The organism is Streptomyces sp. NPDC050121 (assembly GCF_044460385.1).
GTDB lineage: Bacteria > Actinomycetota > Actinomycetes > Streptomycetales > Streptomycetaceae > Streptomyces > Streptomyces soliscabiei.
Genome location: NZ_JBITJV010000031.1, coordinates 76,360 through 91,306 on the forward strand (window position 1 = coordinate 76,360; position 14,947 = coordinate 91,306).

Sequence of the window (14,947 nt, forward strand, 5' to 3'; positions counted from 1 at the left end):
GATCGTACTCAGGGACACCAAGGACATCAGAAGAAGTAGGCGTCCCCCGTGTCCAGCACCAGCACCTGCTGCCGGTCATTGGACCGGTTACGGTCCACCGCCCCACCACCCCACAGCGTGTCGACGGCCATCGTCACCTCCCTCGGCCGCCCCCGCAGCCAAACCCGCAACACGATCTGCTCCCCCGGCCCGTCCGCGGCCAACGCCCCCGTCCGGCACACCACCTCCTGCCGACCCGTCCGCGCACACCCCGCCGACAACCGCTGCTCCCCCGCCGCCAACGGCACCGACCAGCGCAACCGCACCGTCGCGTCGGCGACGTCCCCAGGACCGTGGTTGTGCGGCGTCAGCCGTACGTCGACCCGAGGGCCGTCCATCACCGCGAAGCCGTGATACGACAGATCCGCCTCGGTCGCCGCATCGCCCGCGATCGCACCGCCCGCAGCCCCCGCGGCCCCCGCGGCCCGCGCGGGCGAGATTCCCGCCCCCACCGCCAGCACGGCACCCCACACCACGAGACCCCGCATCCTGCGCATGCCCATGCCACCACTCCTCACGCACCGTGCCGCAAGCGACGTATGCCCGGATATATCCCACGCGGGGCGCCCCGCAGGCGCCCTCCAACAGGTGACAGCGGACCGCCGTGCGAAGCTGCGGCCATGCTCATCCTCCGCTCGGCCGCCCTCTTCGTCGTCGCCGCGTTCTTCGAGATCGGCGGCGCGTGGCTGGTCTGGCAGGGCGTGCGCGAACACCGCGGCTGGCTGTGGGCGACCGGGGGCGTCCTGGCCCTCGGCGCGTACGGCTTCGTCGCCACCTTCCAGCCCGACGCCCACTTCGGCCGCATCCTCGCCGCGTACGGCGGCGTCTTCGTCGCCGGCTCACTGCTGTGGGGCGTCGTCGCCGACGGCTACCGCCCCGACCGCTGGGACGTGACGGGCGCACTGATCTGCCTCGCCGGCATGGCCGTGATCATGTGGACGCCGAGAAACGGCGGCTGACGGGACCTGACGGCGAACGGCGGGAGCTTCGGGCTCGTGGGCTCAGGGCTTGGGGGCTCAGGGCTCGTGGGCTCAGGGCTCGTGGGCTCAGGGCTCGTGGGCTCAGGGCTCGTGGGCTCAGGGCTTGGGGGAGGGCTCGTCGGGCAGCAGCCCCAGCTGCCCCATGAACTCCATCTCGTCGAAGTAGAGCCGGTAGTCGACGATCCGTCCGTCCGCGTCGACGGTGGCGAGATCCACCCCCCGAATCCTGACCTCCTTCTGCGTCGCCGGCAGCGACTCCCCGGTGGGCAGCTGGATCGGCCCCGTGTTACGGCCGCTGAAGAACCCTTCGTCGATGGCCGTGTTGCCGATCTCGTAGGCGTGCACCGACTCGAACCTGCCGTCGGGAACCATCTCCGTCATCTGCCGCCAGTACTCGGCGATGTTGTCGCGCCCGTGGATCTCCCCCGCGTCCGGGGTGAAGGCGACCGCGTCCTGCGCGTACAGCTCGGCGATGCGCTGGGGTTCCGCGTGGGTGGTGACCGCCTCGGTGAGCCGGTCCATGACCTCTCGTGCCTGTCCCATGATCGACCTCCGCAGAGCAGGAGGATCACCCCTCTCATCGTCCCACCCCGCGAAACCGTCCGCCCATCGAAAAGGCAGGCGGCTCACCTTCTGACGTCACCTACGCTTGGCAGCAGCCAGCCGTCCGCCGCGTCCCGAGGAGCACCTCATGGCCACCGCCGTACCGTCCGCCGCGTCCCGCATCGCCGTCGTCACCGGTGCGAGCAGCGGAATCGGCGCCGCCACCGCCCGCCGGCTCGCCGCGGCCGGCTACCGGGTCGTCCTCACCGCCCGCCGCAAGGACCGCATCGAGGCACTCGCGGAGGAGATCGACGCGGCGGGCCACTCGGCGACCGCGTACCAGCTGGACGTGACGGACCGTGACGCGGTCGACGAGTTCGCGACGGCCTTCAAGACCATCGGCGTGCTGGTCAACAACGCGGGCGGCGCGCTCGGGGCCGACCCGGTGGCCACCGGCGACCCGGCCGACTGGCGCACGATGTACGAGACGAACGTCCTCGGCACCCTCAACGTCACCCAGGCCCTGCTCCCGAAGCTGGTGGCGAGCGGCGACGGCACGGTCGTCGTCATCTCCTCGACCGCCGGCCACGGCACCTACGAGGGCGGCGCTGGCTACGTGGCCGCCAAGCACGGCGCGCACGTCCTCGCCGAGACCCTCCGCCTGGAGATCGTCGGCCAGCCGGTCCGCGTCATCGAGATCGCCCCCGGCATGGTCAAGACCGACGAGTTCGCCCTCACCCGCTTCGGCGGCGACACCGAGAAGGCGACGAAGGTGTACGAGGGCGTGGCCGAACCCCTGACGGCCGACGACGTGGCGGACACGATCACCTGGGCGGTGACCCGTCCCAGCCATGTCAACGTCGACCTCCTCGTCCTGCGCCCACGCGCCCAGGCGTCGAACACGAAGGTCCACCGGGAGCTGTGATGCCCGACCAGGACGAGAAGAACGAGGCCGACGGAGCGGACGGGGCCGACGGGGCGGACGGGGCGGACGAGCGGGCGAAGTCGCTCGAACAGGCCCGCCTGATCCAGGAAACGAAGAACGAGCGTCACATGTGGGTCTTCCTGGCGTACTTCCTCTTCGGCATCCACGTCATCGCCTTCGTGATGATCTACGCGGTCCGCCACGCGAAGTAGCCCCAGGGACTCCCAGGGGCTACGGACGACCAAGGCAGTCGGGGTCGTCGACGACGACGGCGTTCGCCGGGATGATCACGATCTCGGCGTCGCTCTCGTCCTCGCCCTCCACATGGATGTCCCGCGTCGTCGCGTAACCCCGCTTCCCCTTCCCCACGCACTTCGTGGCGAGGTTCCCGAAGCCGTCCGGGAAGTTGTAGACCTCGGCGGGAGAGTCCTCCCCCGCCTTCCCCGCCACCGGGGCGTCGGCCTTCCCCCGCTCGTCGTAGTACTCCTGCGAACACCCGCCGAGCAACAGGGCGAGCACAAGGGCGGTGCCGACGGCCGTCAGCCGCCGCACGTCTTGTCCTCGACGATCTGCACGTTGGACGGCCCCGTGGCGTTGGTGGTCACATACGCCCGGAACCCGTGCCCCACACACTTCGTGGCCAGGTTCCCGAACCCGTCGGGCATGTTGAACACCTCGGCGGGAGTGTCGTCCCCCGCACGCCCCTTCACCGGGGCGTCCCCCTTGCCCCGCTCGTCGTTGTACTCCTGCGAACAGCCGGCGAGAGCCCCCACACCCACCAACACCAGCCCCGCAACCCAGACCGACGCACGTATCCGCTGACAACGCCCCATCGAAGAGCCCCCGTATCCCCGCACTCCTGTACGACTACTACTTTCAGGACAACACTCGCCCCCGCCCCGGTTCCCACTCCCCCATTTGATGGAGAAACGACTCACCTGAACCCACACGAGTGAACGTCGTCGATCACCCGACCGGCGGACGAACTGGCGACCTGGGCTCACGCCAGAAACGTCAACAAAACGGCCCTCGCCCTGGGCCCGCCCGGCAGGCATGAAGGTGATGACCCACCGCCGTTGGAAGGTGGAAGAAGACCGAGTGCTGCTGAAACACAACAACGCCGAGTCGGCTGCTGAAGCATTGAGCAGAACCGTCCAGAGTTGCAGCTTGCGTCTCTGGCGGTTGCGGACTGGCCAAGTCCCGATGCCGGCAAGCGAGCAGTGAGCAAAGAGGCCCGAGCCGTAACGGCTTGGGCCTCTCGCTCATTTCAACCCTTCACGCACACGACCTGCTTCAGCTTCGCCACGACCTGCACCAGGTCCCGCTGCTGATCGATGACCTGCTCGATCGGCTTGTACGCACCCGGGATCTCGTCCACGACGCCGGAGTCCTTACGGCACTCCACGCCCCGTGTCTGCTCCTCCAGGTCCGTCGTCGTGAAGCGACGCTTCGCCGCGTTGCGGCTCATCCGCCGACCGGCACCGTGCGACGCCGAGTTGAAGGCCTTCTCGTTGCCGAGACCCTTCACGATGTACGAGCCCGTGCCCATCGAGCCCGGGATGATGCCGTACTCGCCGGCCCTGGCGCTGATCGCCCCCTTACGTGTGACGAGCAGGTCCATGCCGTCGTAACGCTCTCGGCTCACGTAGTTGTGATGACAGCTCACCTCGGGCTCGAAGGTCACCCGGGCCTTCTTGAACTCCCTGCGGAGAACGTCCTTGAACAGACCCATCATGATCGATCGGTTGTACTTCGCGTACTCCTGAGCCCAGTAGAGATCGTTCTGGTAGGCCGCCATCTGCGGAGTGTCCGCGACGAACACAGCAAGATCGCGATCGATGAGCCCTTGGTTGTGCGGAAGCTTCTGAGCCACGCCAATGTGATGCTCGGCCAGTTCCTTGCCAATGTTCCGGGAGCCGGAGTGGAGCATGAGCCAGACCGATCCGTCACCACTTATGCAAACTTCTGCGAAGTGATTTCCGGATCCGAGCGTTCCCATCTGCTTCATGGCGCGCTCGTGACGGAATTTGACCGCTTCGGCGACTCCCTCGAACCGCCCCCAGAATTCGTCCCACCCCGCAGTGGCCATCCCATGGAACCGCCCCGGCTCGACGGGACTGTCGTGCATCCCCCGCCCGACCGGAATGGCCTGCTCGATCTTCGAGCGCAGCCGGGACAGGTCTCCGGGCAGGTCGTTCGCCGTCAGTGACGTCTTGACCGCCGACATTCCGCAGCCGATGTCCACCCCCACCGCCGCAGGGCACACGGCACCCTGCATCGCGATGACCGAGCCGACCGTCGCGCCCTTGCCGTAGTGGACGTCCGGCATGACCGCCAGGCCCTTGATCCACGGGAGGGTGGCGACGTTGCGGAGCTGCTGCAGTGCGCCCTCCTCGACCGACGTCGGGTCGGTCCACATGCGGATGGGTACCTTCGCGCCCGGCATTTCCACGTACGACATTTCGTCCTCATTCCCCCGGAAACAGTGCAGAAGTCATAGACCGCAAAACCAGAGCCAAGGTCATTGAAAAGGGACGACGGACCGGCATCCACGGCGTTGCGTGCGATACACATTGTCTGCAGGGGCCACCCCCGCCCGGCAAGCGATTAACCAGCGGGGACACGGGGGCACCCACCCCTCGGAGCCACCCCTCACCGCCGTTCATCAGCGTTCATCACCGTCGAGAGGAGCCGACCGTGCAGCGGAAGGCCTACGTACCCGGCGTCGTCGTGCTCCTCGCGGCGCTGCTGGCAGGCTGCACCGGCGGCTCGGACGAGGGCGGCTCGACGGACAACTCCAACCCGGGCCAGGTCGGCACGTCCGCCGCCGCCGCCCAGCCGGGCAAGTACGCCACGCTTCCGGAGGCCTGCGGCGTCGTCAGCCGGAACACGCTCGACTCTCTTCTCCCCGGCATCAAGCAGCTCACCGACGAGACCCGGCGCACGGCGGCCTACGCGGGCGAGGCGACGCTGACGTACGACACGGACCGCAAGGTGGGCTGCCGCTGGAAGGTGGAGGCCTCGGACGCCACCGACCATCTCTTCGTCGACTTCGAGCGCGTCGTCTCCTACGACAACGCCGTCAGCGACGACAGCCAGGCGGAGGCCCTGTTCGCGAAGCAGGTGACCGCCGCCGACCTGCCGGCGCCCCTCCCCTCCACGAGCGCGAGCCCCTCCGCGACGGCCCCCCTCTCCCCCTCCCCTTCTACCTCTGCCGCTGCCTCCCTCTCCGCTTCCCCCTCCCCTTCGCTCTCCGCCTCGCTCTCCTCCACCGGCTCCGCCTCCCCCTCCTCCACCGTCGCGGCCGTCGACGTCCAGCCCCGGCTCCTGGACGATCTGGGCGACGAGGCGTTCGTCGACGACGTGCTCAACAGTTCCGGTTCGACGGCCAAGCAGCGCACGGTGACTGTGGCGTTCCGCACGTCGAACGTCATCGTGACGATCGAGTACGAGGAGCAGCCGGCGACCGTGGGCGTGGTCCCGGACAGCAAGGAAATGCAGGACAAGGCCCGGAAACTGGCCGCACAGCTGTCCGACTCCCTGGCCGGTTGAGGCCACTTCGGCCCTGTCCGCCCCGCCCCCGCAAAGGCTTTGAAGCGGAACCGCACAGAGTCCTCACCGCGTACCGTGGCCCCTCGGACCCGATCCGACCGCAGGAACCACGAGCGTCATGAGTGAAGGAACCATGCAGCGACGAGCCCAGCGTGACGGCCAGTTTGACCAGTGTGAGCAGCGTGACGAGCGCGTGGTGCGTGCCGGAGGGCTGAACCGCCTCCTGGCCGCCGCGGTGGCCGTCCCGGTGATGCTGATCGCCGCGGGCTGCTCCTCGGACTCCGGCTCCGACTCCGGCAAGGACGCGCAGGACACGAGCGCCACGACCGGCTCCGGTTCGGGTGACTCGGCGGCGAGTGCCGCGCCGACCGTGCAGGCGGCGGCGTACAAGACGCTGCCGCAGGCGTGTGCGGTGCTGTCGAAGAAGACGCTGACGGAGCTGGTGCCGAAGGGGGCGGCCAAGGGCAAGGAGGGGACGTCCAGCGACACGGGTGCGCGGGCGAGCTGTTCCTGGTCGAGTCTGGCCAACAACGGTGTGAAGGGTTCGCAGTTCCGCTGGCTGAACGTGTCCCTGTTGCGTTTCGAGTCGGATGCGACGACCGGCGACGGCGCGTCGCAGGCGAAGACGTACTACGCGAAGCAGGTCAAGGACGCGCAGGTGGTGTCGGGCGCGAAGAACACGAAGGCGACGCCGGTGGCCGGCACGGGCGACGAGGCGACGCTGGTGCGCTACGACCTGAAGAAGTCGGAAGGCGCTTTCAAGCAGCAGACGGTTGTGGCGCGCGTGGAGAACGTCGTCGTCACGCTGGACTACAACGGGGCCGGTCTGGCGGGTGACAAGACGCCGAGCGCGGACACGTTGACGAAGTCGGCGGAGAAGGCGGTGAAGGAGGCGGTGGCCGCGGTGCAGTCGGCCAACGGCGAGGGCAGTGGCGGGAGTTCGGGCGCGTCGCCGTCGGGCCCGGCCGCCCCGTCCCCCTCCGCTTCGGGTTCGAAGGCGGCCTCTCCGACGGGGAAGGCCTCGCCGTCCGCGACTGCGTCCACGTCGGCGTCGGCGGCGGCGTCGAAGGCCGCCGCGGCGGCTCCGAAGGCGTCCGCTTCGGCGAAGAGCTGACGGTCCGGCGACGCGTGCGCCGCACACATGTGCCACCCTGTTGCGCGCAAGAACACGCAAGGGGAGGGGAGTACGGGTGTCCGCGCCAATACAGCTGACCCGGATGCACCGCGTTCTCATCGGCGTGGTGGTGACCGGCGCCGTGATCATCGCCGGCATCGGCTTCGCCGGTTCGTACGCGGCGGTCCGTGAGCTGGCTCTGAAGAAGGGCTTCGGGAACTTCTCCTATGTGTTCCCGATCGGCATCGACGCGGGCATCTGCGTCCTGCTGGCCCTGGACCTGCTGCTGACGTGGATCCGCATTCCCTTCCCGCTGCTGCGCCAGACGGCGTGGCTGCTGACGGCGGCGACGATCGCGTTCAACGGTGCCGCCGCGTGGCCGGACCCGCTGGGCACGGGCATGCACGCGGTGATCCCGATCCTGTTCGTGGTGGCGGTGGAGGCGGCGCGGCATGCGATCGGCCGGATCGCGGACATCACGGCGGACAAGCACATGGAGGGCGTGCGCATCACGCGCTGGCTGCTCTCCCCGGTGCCGACGTTCCTCCTGTGGCGGCGGATGAAGCTGTGGGAGCTGCGGTCCTACGACCAGGTGATCAAGCTGGAGCAGGAACGTCTCGTCTATCGGGCGCGGCTGCATTCCCGTTTCGGCCGGGCGTGGCGTCGTAAGGCTCCGGTGGAGTCCCTGATGCCTCTGCGGCTGGCCCGTTACGGCGTCCCGCTGGCGGAGACGGCCCCGGCGGGCCTGGCGGCGGCAGGCATAGAACCGGTCCTGCTGCCCCCGATGCCGGCGCAGACGCAGGCAGCCCAGCCCCAGACGCAGGCACTGGCATCCCAGCAGGGGCTGCCGGGGCTGCCAGGGCCGCAGGAGCTGGCGGCGGCCCCGGCGCAGCAACAACAACCGCAGCCCCAGCCGCAGGCACAGCCGCCCGTGCCGCCGGAGGAGGACCAGAGTCCCTGGTTCCAGTCGCCGCACGAGGTGCAGTACCAGGGCGGCTACGACCCCACGTACGACCCCTCGGAGCAGTACGCCCAGTGGTACGCGGAGCAGCAGCAGGCCGAGCAGTACACGGACCAGTACCAGGAGGAGCCCCCGGCTCAGGAGCCCTCTCCGGAGGAGACGGGTTCGTTCCCCATCCCGGTGGTGCCGGGCCGCAGCCGGGAGCTCGGTGAGGGCGGCGGTTCTCCGGAGCCGACCGAGGAGGACTACTACATGGTCTTCAAGAAGTCGATCGACGGCAGCTACCCCACGTCGGGTCAGCTGCGGGACGACGTGGAAGCGACGTTCGGCGTAACGATTCCCCAGCGTGAGGCCGACCGTATGGTCAACCGCTTCACCAACCGCCACACGGCGGAGCTGCAGGAAGACCACATCGCCTGAGACAGGGAAGATCCCTGAGACAGCCTGAGACAGGAAGAAGGGGCCCTCGGTCCGAGGGCCCCTTCTCCGTTGCCGCTTACTCCCCGAGCAGGGCCCGCACCCGCTCCTGTCCGACCGCGAGCAGCAGCGTGGGCAGCCGCGGTCCCGTGTCACGCCCCACCAGCAGGTGGTAGAGCAGCGCGAAGAACGTCCGCTGGGCGGTCTTGATCTCCGGCGGGAGTTCCTTGGGGGTGGCGTCGGCGGGGAACCCGGCCTGCACCTTGGGCACGCCGTAGACGAGGTGGGTGAGGCCGTCCAGCGACCAGTTCTCGGCGAGGCCGTCGAGCAGCAGCCGCAGCGACTGCTGGGAGGCCTCGTCGAGGGACTTCAGCAGTTCGGCGTCCGGCTCCTCGCGCACGATGGTGCGCTGGTCGGCGGGGACGTGGTTGTTGATCCACGCCTCGGCCTTGTCGTACCGCGGCCGGGCCTCGTCGAGCGAGCCGATCGGGTTCTCGGGGTCGAGCTCGCTGAGGATCCGCAGCGCCTGGTCCTGGTGCCCGGCGGTGATGTCGGCGACGGAGGCCAGTGTCCGGTACGGCAGCGGTCGCGCCGTGCGCGGCAGGTCGCCGCCGGCCGTGCGCACCGCACGCGAGTGCGCGGCGACGTCGGCCGGCAGGGCGGAGCCGTCGGCGACCTTGCCGTCAAGCTTGTCCCACTCGTCGTAGAGGCGCTGGATCTCCTGGTCGAAGGCGATCTTGAAGGACTGGTTGGGGCGGCGGCGGGCGTACAGCCAGCGCAGAAGCTGCGGCTCCATGATCTTCAGGGCGTCGCCGGGGGTGGGCACGCCACCGCGGGAGGACGACATCTTCGCCATGCCGCTGATCCCCACGAAGGCGTACATGGGTCCGATGGGCTGCTTGCCGCCGAAGATCCCGACGATCTGCCCGCCGACCTGGAACGAGGAGCCGGGGGACGAGTGGTCGACGCCGGAGGGCTCGAACACGACGCCCTCGTAGGCCCAGCGCATGGGCCAGTCGACCTTCCAGACCAGCTTGCCGCGGTTGAACTCGTTGAGCCGGACGGTCTCGGAGAAGCCGCACGCGGTGCAGGAGTACGTGAGCTCGGTCGTGTCGTCGTCGTAGGAGGTGACCGTGGTGAGGTCCTTGTCGCAGTTGCCGCAGTACGGCTTGTACGGGAAGTACCCCACGGACCCGGCCCCGGACGAGCCGTCGTCCTCGGCGGCCGCGCCGGACCCCTCGGCGGCCTCCAGCTCGGCCTCGTCGACGGGCTTTTGCTGCTTCTGCTTCGCCGGGGCCTTCTTGGTGCGGTACTGGTCGAGGATCGCGTCGATCTCGGCGCGGTGCCTGATGGCGTGCAGGATCTGCTCGCGGTAGACGCCGGCGGTGTACTGGGCGGTCTGGCTGATCCCGTCGAACTCCACGCCGAGCTCGGCGAGCGCCTCGGTCATGGCGGCCTTGAAGTGCTCGGCCCAGTTCGGGTACGTCGAGCCGGCGGGGGCCGGGACGGAGGTCAGCGGCTTGCCGATGTGCTCGGCCCACGACTCGTCGACGCCCGCGATGCCGGCCGGGACCTTCCGGTAGCGGTCGTAGTCGTCCCAGGAGATCAGGTGGCGGACCTGGTACCCGCGGCGGCGGATCTCGTCGGCGACGAGGTGCGGGGTCATCACCTCACGCAGGTTGCCCAGGTGGATCGGCCCGGAGGGGGAGAGCCCGGAGGCTACGACGACGACCGGAGCGGTAGCGACTGATGTCACTGTGCCGGGGGCTCGGCGTTCCGACTCCTCGATGACCTCATCCGCGAAACGGGAGACCCAGTCGGTGGTCTCGGTGCTCTGAGCCACGATCGGCACGTCCTCTTGTTCTGAGTTGCTCGGAAGGCTTGCTGACGGACTCATTCTCCCAGACGGCCCCGCGCCCGGGAAAACCGCTTTACCCCCCATGGGATACTGGCCGTGTCTATCCATCCCCACCAGGAGAACGGCACCCACTCCCATGGCCCCGGTCACGTCTCTCACCGCTTCGGTCCACCAGCGTCTCGCGACGGCCCTTACGGCAGCCCTGCCGGAGGCCGGCACCGCGGACCCGCTGCTGCGACGAAGCGACAGGGCGGACTTCCAGGCCAACGGCATCCTGGCCCTCGCGAAGAAGGCGAAGGCCAACCCGCGGGAGCTGGCGACGCAGGTGGTCGCGCAGGTCGTGACCGGTGACGTGATCAAGGAGATCGAGGTCTCGGGCCCCGGCTTCCTGAACGTGACGATCACCGACCGGGCGATCACCGAGAACCTGTCGGCGCGGTACGCGGACGCGGACCGCCTGGGCGTCCCGCAGGCCGAGCACCCCGGCACCACCGTCATCGACTACGCCCAGCCGAACGTGGCGAAGGAGATGCACGTCGGTCACCTGCGGTCGGCGGTCATCGGCGACGCGGTGGTGCAGATCCTGGAGTTCACGGGCGAGACGGTCGTGCGCCGTCACCACATCGGCGACTGGGGCACCCAGTTCGGCATGCTCATCCAGTACCTGGACGAGCACCCGCACGAGCTGGACCACAAGGAGTCCCAGGTCAGCGGTGAGGAGGCGATGTCGAACCTCGACCGCCTCTACAAGACGGCCCGCAAGCTGTTCGACTCCGACGAGGAGTTCAAGACGCGGGCCCGTCGCCGGGTGGTCGACCTCCAGGCGGGCGACCCGCACACGCTCGCGATCTGGCAGAAGTTCGTCGACGAGTCGAAGATCTACTTCTTCTCGGTCTTCGAGAAGCTGGACATGGCGGTCCGGGACCCGGACATCGTCGGCGAGTCGGGTTACAACGACATGCTGGCGGAGACCTGCCGGCTCCTGGAGGAGTCGGGCGTGGCGGTCCGCTCGGAGGGCGCGCTCTGCGTCTTCTTCGAGGACGTCAAGGGCCCGGACGGCAACCCGGTCCCGCTGATCGTGCAGAAGTCGGACGGCGGCTACGGCTACGCGGCGACGGACCTGTCGGCGATCCGTGACCGTGTCTTCAACATCAAGGCGGACACGCTGCTCTATGTCGTGGACGCCCGTCAGTCGCTGCACTTCAGAATGGTCTTCGAGACGGCGCGCAGAGCGGGCTGGCTGAACGAGGACGTCAAGGCGCACCAGTTGGCGTTCGGCACGGTCCTGGGCAAGGACGGCAAGCCGTTCAAGACCCGTGAGGGCGAGACGGTGAAGCTGGTCGACCTCCTCGACGAGGCGGTGGACCGGGCGACGGCCGTCGTCGGCGAGAAGCGCGAGAAGGTCGGGCTGACGGACGAGGAGGTCGTCGAGAACGGCCGGTATGTGGGCATCGGAGCGGTGAAGTACGCCGACCTGTCGACGTCCGCGGTCCGCGACTACAAGTTCGACCTGGACCAGATGGTCTCGCTGAACGGCGACACGTCCGTGTACCTCCAGTACGCGTACGCCCGTATCCAGTCGATCCTGCGCAAGGCGGGCGAGGCCCGCCCGGCCGCCCACCCGGAGCTCGAACTGGCCCCGGCGGAGCGGGCGTTGGGCCTGCATCTGGACCAGTTCGGCGAGCTGCTGGCGGAGGTCGCGGCGGAGTACGCGCCGCACAAGCTGGCGGCATACCTCTACCAGCTGGCCTCGCACCTGACGACGTTCTACGACCAGTGTCCGGTGCTGAAGGCCGACACCATGGAGCAGACGGAGAACCGGCTGTTCCTGGTGGACCTGACGGCCCGCACCCTGCACCGGGGCATGGCGCTGCTGGGCATCCGGACGCCCGAGCGGCTCTGAGACGCTCCGGGACGCATGCGGCAGGGCGGCGCCCCTCCCCCGAGGGGCGCCGCCGTGGTGTGCCGGTGGGGCGACGGGTCAGCTGCAGTTCACCCACGTGTTGGACTTGATGTAGTAGCGCCCGTAGTTGGTGTCCTTGTCGCCCTTCTTGAAGATGCCGCTGGATCCGTGGTGGTTCTTCTCCGAGTACCACTTGAAGTCGCAGGACCGGCCGTGGTTGTACCAGGACTGGAAGTCCTGGAAGACCGAGTACTGGGTCAGGTCGTCGTTGGACCCCTCGACCTTCTGCATGTGGCCGGTGTAGTTCGCTCCGGACCAGACGCAGAACCAGCCCGACGGGCAGTCGGACGCCGCCCGCGGCGCGGCCTGACCGGCGCTGGCGATGCCCGCGCTGCTGGCGAGCAGACCACCGGTCAGCACGATGCCGCTGGTCATGGCGGCGAACTTCCTGGTCATACGCATGCTGTTACCCCCTTGGAGACATGAGCGGGCCGACCGCACCGGCCGGCTCGCAAACAAGACTGGGGGCGGGGAGCAGGGGCCGCCACGGCCGCCGCGGAAGTGACGGCTTCTTGGGACGTCCCACCCGCTGACCTGCGTGGATGCCATCCGTCGGGACGCTGCGGCGGGACGGCTGTGGCAGACCATGTGCAGACGGTGAGCCGCTCATGCAGAATGCGACGCAGCGGGGGGCCGCTGACCACGGTCCATGACCGCATCTGGGGGAGGGAACATGGCGCGTCGCAAAGCGCTGTCCGCCGAACTCGATCCGCGTGTGCGGCAGTTGGTGACGGAGTTACGCGGGCTGACGGATCGCGGCGAGCTGAGCATGCGCCAACTGGCGGCCAAGACGGGGTACAGCCAGAAGTCGTGGGAGCGGTATCTGGGCGGCCGGTCGCTGCCGCCCCGGGACGCCGTGGAGAAACTGGCCCGGATCGGCGGCGTCGACCCCGTGCGGCTGCTCGCGTTGCACGAGGTCGCGGCCGAGACGTGGAGCGCCGCACAGGGGACGACCACGTCGACGCCGGCGTCGCATGCGGCTTCGGCGGCGCAGGCGGCTTCGGCGGCTTCGGCGGCTTCGGCGGTGCGGGCTGTGGGTACGGAGGAGGGGGCCGCAAGCGCGCTCGTTCCCGGGCGTTCGCTGCACATCGCGCTCGTCGCGGGAGTGGTGGCCCTGGTCCTGGCCGTCTCCACCGCGGTCCTCCTGATCATGCGGCTCGACCACGGCGGCGACCACGCGGTCGCTCCTCCGGGCCCGTCCACCGCCGGGGCGTCGTCGTCGACTCCCGCGTACAACTGCCGCATCGAGCGGGTCGGCGGGCTCTGGTACGCGGGCATCAGCCGCACCCAGGACGCCGAGATCGCCACCGGCAACAGCGGTCCCGAGGTGGCCGAGGCGCAGTGCCTGCTGCGCCGGGCGGGCATCTCGCCGGGGGGCATCGACGGCATGTTCGGTCCGCTGACCCGGCGAGCGGTCAAGGCCATGCAGAAGCGGTCGGGTCTGGAGGGCGACGGCATCGTCGGGCCGCTCACCTGGAAGGCGCTCCGCGGATGACCAGGCCCGAACCGTCACCGGAGAGCGCCCGGCTGGCCGCCGGACTGAGGGAGTTGAAGGAACGCACGGGTCTGAGCCTGGCCGGGCTCGCGGCGAAGACCACGTTCAGCAAGTCGTCCTGGGAGCGCTACCTCAACGGCAGGACGCTGCCGCCGCGACCGGCGGTCCAGGAGCTGTGCAGGTTGGCCGGTGAACCGCCCGGCCGCTACCTGGCGCTGCGGGACCTCGCGCAGTCGGAGTGGAGCGACGCCCCGAAGGAGCCGACGCCGACGACCACGACAACCAAACCCTCCCCGTCCCCGACGCCGACCCCGACTCCAGCTCCCGGAGGCACCACGGACGCCGCCGGTCACCGGGGAGCGACGGCCGTGGCGGTCCTGGTGTCGGTGTCCGCCCTGGTGTTCGGGGCGGTCGTACTGACCCTTCTTCTCCTCCCGCACGGGAGTGAGGGGGCACGACCGTCGGCATCGCCGTCGGCGTCCCCGTCCGCGACCGGCCCACGCTGCCGGGACACCGGCTGCGAGGGCAAGGACCCGCTGGTCATGCAGTGCGGCCCCGCGCCCCAGACCCTGGCCGAGCACGTCACCGCCACCGGAGCCTCGGTACAACTGCGGTACAGCGAGATGTGCGGGGCCACATGGGTACGGATGTGGGGCACGCGAATCGGCGACGAGGTCGAACTACGCGGCCACCTAGCCCGGGTGAGGAACCGCATCGAGGCGGACACCTACGTCCACACCCTCATGGCGACGACCCGCGCGGGAACGGTCATCCGGGCCTGCTTCCTCCCTGCGACGGGCGGCAAGAGGGAATGCTTCCAGGCCATGGTGGACCGGGCCACGTCGGAACCGACTCCTGGCACGCACGCGTCCCCCGAGATGCCGGCATCAGGAACACGGGCGCAGGGAGGGCCAGTTGGGCGGCCAGGACGACCCGTCGGTCGGTGAGGCGCTGATCGGCTTCCTGCTGATCGGCGGGGCGGGCGTGCTCATCCCGGCCGCCGTCGTGCTGCCGCTGATCGGCCTGGGCATCTGGCTGACGCATCGCCTGCGCACAAGAAAGCCCCGCTGACCGCCGGCCTAACGTCCGGTACCAGTTCC

Annotated in this window: 17 protein-coding genes; 10 read left to right on the plus strand and 7 right to left on the minus strand. The window is 69.3% G+C overall.

All coding sequences use genetic code 11. From position 1 onward, the window contains the following. Positions 1 to 26 precede the first annotated feature (26 nt). Positions 27 to 536, minus strand: a complete 510-nt coding sequence (locus tag ACIBTS_RS35640; RefSeq protein WP_399324882.1) for a hypothetical protein — start codon at positions 534 to 536, stop codon at positions 27 to 29. Between the two features lie 123 nt (positions 537 to 659). Between ACIBTS_RS35640 and ACIBTS_RS35645 the strand changes: the two genes are divergently transcribed. Then, complete coding sequence (locus ACIBTS_RS35645) at positions 660 to 998, plus strand: YnfA family protein (RefSeq protein ID WP_319677957.1); 339 nt, start codon at positions 660 to 662, stop codon at positions 996 to 998. 117 nt (positions 999 to 1,115) lie between these two features. On the opposite strand, the gene ACIBTS_RS35650 is transcribed toward ACIBTS_RS35645, so the two are convergent. Next, positions 1,116 to 1,562 (minus strand): ester cyclase, encoded by a 447-nt coding sequence (locus tag ACIBTS_RS35650; RefSeq protein ID WP_399324830.1) that lies wholly within the window; start codon positions 1,560 to 1,562, stop codon positions 1,116 to 1,118. Positions 1,563 to 1,710: 148 nt separating this feature from the next. On the opposite strand from ACIBTS_RS35650, the gene ACIBTS_RS35655 reads away from it, so the two are divergent. Then, positions 1,711 to 2,487, plus strand: a complete 777-nt coding sequence (locus ACIBTS_RS35655; RefSeq protein WP_399324831.1) for an SDR family NAD(P)-dependent oxidoreductase — start codon at positions 1,711 to 1,713, stop codon at positions 2,485 to 2,487. After that, positions 2,484 to 2,699 (plus strand): hypothetical protein, encoded by a 216-nt coding sequence (locus tag ACIBTS_RS35660; RefSeq protein ID WP_399324832.1) that lies wholly within the window; start codon positions 2,484 to 2,486, stop codon positions 2,697 to 2,699. Before ACIBTS_RS35655 ends, ACIBTS_RS35660 begins: the two co-directional genes overlap by 4 nt. A 19-nt stretch (positions 2,700 to 2,718) precedes the next feature. Here ACIBTS_RS35660 and ACIBTS_RS35665 read toward each other — a convergent pair whose 3' ends face one another. From ACIBTS_RS35665 to ACIBTS_RS35675, 3 genes are all read right to left on the minus strand, one after another. Continuing rightward, positions 2,719 to 3,039: a hypothetical protein gene (locus tag ACIBTS_RS35665; RefSeq protein WP_319346828.1), complete on the minus strand. Its 321-nt coding sequence runs from the start codon at positions 3,037 to 3,039 to the stop codon at positions 2,719 to 2,721. Further along, on the minus strand, positions 3,027 to 3,260 hold the full coding sequence (locus ACIBTS_RS35670; protein WP_319677403.1) for a hypothetical protein: 234 nt from the start codon (positions 3,258 to 3,260) through the stop codon (positions 3,027 to 3,029). Before ACIBTS_RS35670 ends, ACIBTS_RS35665 begins: the two co-directional genes overlap by 13 nt. A 494-nt stretch (positions 3,261 to 3,754) precedes the next feature. Further along, on the minus strand, positions 3,755 to 4,948 hold the full coding sequence (locus ACIBTS_RS35675) for an RtcB family protein (RefSeq protein ID WP_399324833.1): 1,194 nt from the start codon (positions 4,946 to 4,948) through the stop codon (positions 3,755 to 3,757). A gap of 236 nt (positions 4,949 to 5,184) precedes the next feature. On the opposite strand from ACIBTS_RS35675, the gene ACIBTS_RS35680 reads away from it, so the two are divergent. From ACIBTS_RS35680 to ACIBTS_RS35690, 3 genes are all read left to right on the plus strand, one after another. After that, a complete protein-coding gene (locus tag ACIBTS_RS35680) occupies positions 5,185 to 6,039 on the plus strand; it encodes a DUF3558 domain-containing protein (RefSeq protein WP_399324834.1) in 855 nt (284 codons plus the stop codon). A gap of 118 nt (positions 6,040 to 6,157) precedes the next feature. Further along, the gene (locus ACIBTS_RS35685; RefSeq protein ID WP_399324835.1) at positions 6,158 to 7,153 is read left to right on the plus strand and encodes a DUF3558 domain-containing protein; all 996 of its coding nucleotides are present in this window, start codon (positions 6,158 to 6,160) and stop codon (positions 7,151 to 7,153) included. 76 nt (positions 7,154 to 7,229) lie between these two features. After that, positions 7,230 to 8,534 (plus strand): DUF2637 domain-containing protein, encoded by a 1,305-nt coding sequence (locus ACIBTS_RS35690; RefSeq protein ID WP_399324836.1) that lies wholly within the window; start codon positions 7,230 to 7,232, stop codon positions 8,532 to 8,534. A gap of 76 nt (positions 8,535 to 8,610) precedes the next feature. On the opposite strand, the gene lysS is transcribed toward ACIBTS_RS35690, so the two are convergent. Then, on the minus strand, positions 8,611 to 10,383 hold the full coding sequence (gene lysS / locus ACIBTS_RS35695; RefSeq protein WP_319673516.1) for a lysine--tRNA ligase: 1,773 nt from the start codon (positions 10,381 to 10,383) through the stop codon (positions 8,611 to 8,613). A 142-nt stretch (positions 10,384 to 10,525) separates the two neighbouring features. On the opposite strand from lysS, the gene argS reads away from it, so the two are divergent. Then, positions 10,526 to 12,292, plus strand: a complete 1,767-nt coding sequence (argS, locus tag ACIBTS_RS35700) for an arginine--tRNA ligase (protein WP_399324837.1) — start codon at positions 10,526 to 10,528, stop codon at positions 12,290 to 12,292. A gap of 78 nt (positions 12,293 to 12,370) precedes the next feature. On the opposite strand, the gene ACIBTS_RS35705 is transcribed toward argS, so the two are convergent. Next, a complete protein-coding gene (locus tag ACIBTS_RS35705; protein WP_399324838.1) occupies positions 12,371 to 12,754 on the minus strand; it encodes a peptidase inhibitor family I36 protein in 384 nt (127 codons plus the stop codon). Positions 12,755 to 13,025: 271 nt separating this feature from the next. On the opposite strand from ACIBTS_RS35705, the gene ACIBTS_RS35710 reads away from it, so the two are divergent. The 3 genes from ACIBTS_RS35710 to ACIBTS_RS35720 are packed head-to-tail and all read left to right on the plus strand — an operon-like array spanning position 13,026 to position 14,918. After that, positions 13,026 to 13,847 (plus strand): peptidoglycan-binding protein, encoded by an 822-nt coding sequence (locus ACIBTS_RS35710; protein ID WP_399324839.1) that lies wholly within the window; start codon positions 13,026 to 13,028, stop codon positions 13,845 to 13,847. Continuing rightward, positions 13,844 to 14,794, plus strand: coding sequence for a helix-turn-helix domain-containing protein (locus ACIBTS_RS35715; RefSeq protein ID WP_399324840.1), 951 nt, complete (start codon positions 13,844 to 13,846; stop codon positions 14,792 to 14,794). Before ACIBTS_RS35710 ends, ACIBTS_RS35715 begins: the two co-directional genes overlap by 4 nt. After that, the gene (locus ACIBTS_RS35720) at positions 14,763 to 14,918 is read left to right on the plus strand and encodes a hypothetical protein (protein WP_399324842.1); all 156 of its coding nucleotides are present in this window, start codon (positions 14,763 to 14,765) and stop codon (positions 14,916 to 14,918) included. The genes ACIBTS_RS35715 and ACIBTS_RS35720 overlap by 32 nt, the downstream gene beginning before the upstream one ends. Positions 14,919 to 14,947: the final 29 nt, after the last annotated feature.

Bases quoted from the DNA above. Each gene is read 5' to 3' on its own strand.
- ACIBTS_RS35655 (WP_399324831.1), top strand. From the start codon at position 1,711: ATGGCCACCGCCGTACCGTCCGCCGCGTCCCGCATCGCCGTCGTCACC.
- ACIBTS_RS35675 (WP_399324833.1), bottom strand. From the start codon at position 4,948: ATGTCGTACGTGGAAATGCCGGGCGCGAAGGTACCCATCCGCATGTGG.
- ACIBTS_RS35710 (WP_399324839.1), top strand. From the start codon at position 13,026: ATGGCGCGTCGCAAAGCGCTGTCCGCCGAACTCGATCCGCGTGTGCGG.
- argS (WP_399324837.1), top strand. From the start codon at position 10,526: ATGGCCCCGGTCACGTCTCTCACCGCTTCGGTCCACCAGCGTCTCGCG.
- ACIBTS_RS35715 (WP_399324840.1), top strand. From the start codon at position 13,844: ATGACCAGGCCCGAACCGTCACCGGAGAGCGCCCGGCTGGCCGCCGGA.
- ACIBTS_RS35645 (WP_319677957.1), top strand. From the start codon at position 660: ATGCTCATCCTCCGCTCGGCCGCCCTCTTCGTCGTCGCCGCGTTCTTC.
- ACIBTS_RS35650 (WP_399324830.1), bottom strand. From the start codon at position 1,562: ATGGGACAGGCACGAGAGGTCATGGACCGGCTCACCGAGGCGGTCACC.
- ACIBTS_RS35685 (WP_399324835.1), top strand. From the start codon at position 6,158: ATGAGTGAAGGAACCATGCAGCGACGAGCCCAGCGTGACGGCCAGTTT.
- ACIBTS_RS35640 (WP_399324882.1), bottom strand. From the start codon at position 536: ATGCGCAGGATGCGGGGTCTCGTGGTGTGGGGTGCCGTGCTGGCGGTG.
- ACIBTS_RS35705 (WP_399324838.1), bottom strand. From the start codon at position 12,754: ATGCGTATGACCAGGAAGTTCGCCGCCATGACCAGCGGCATCGTGCTG.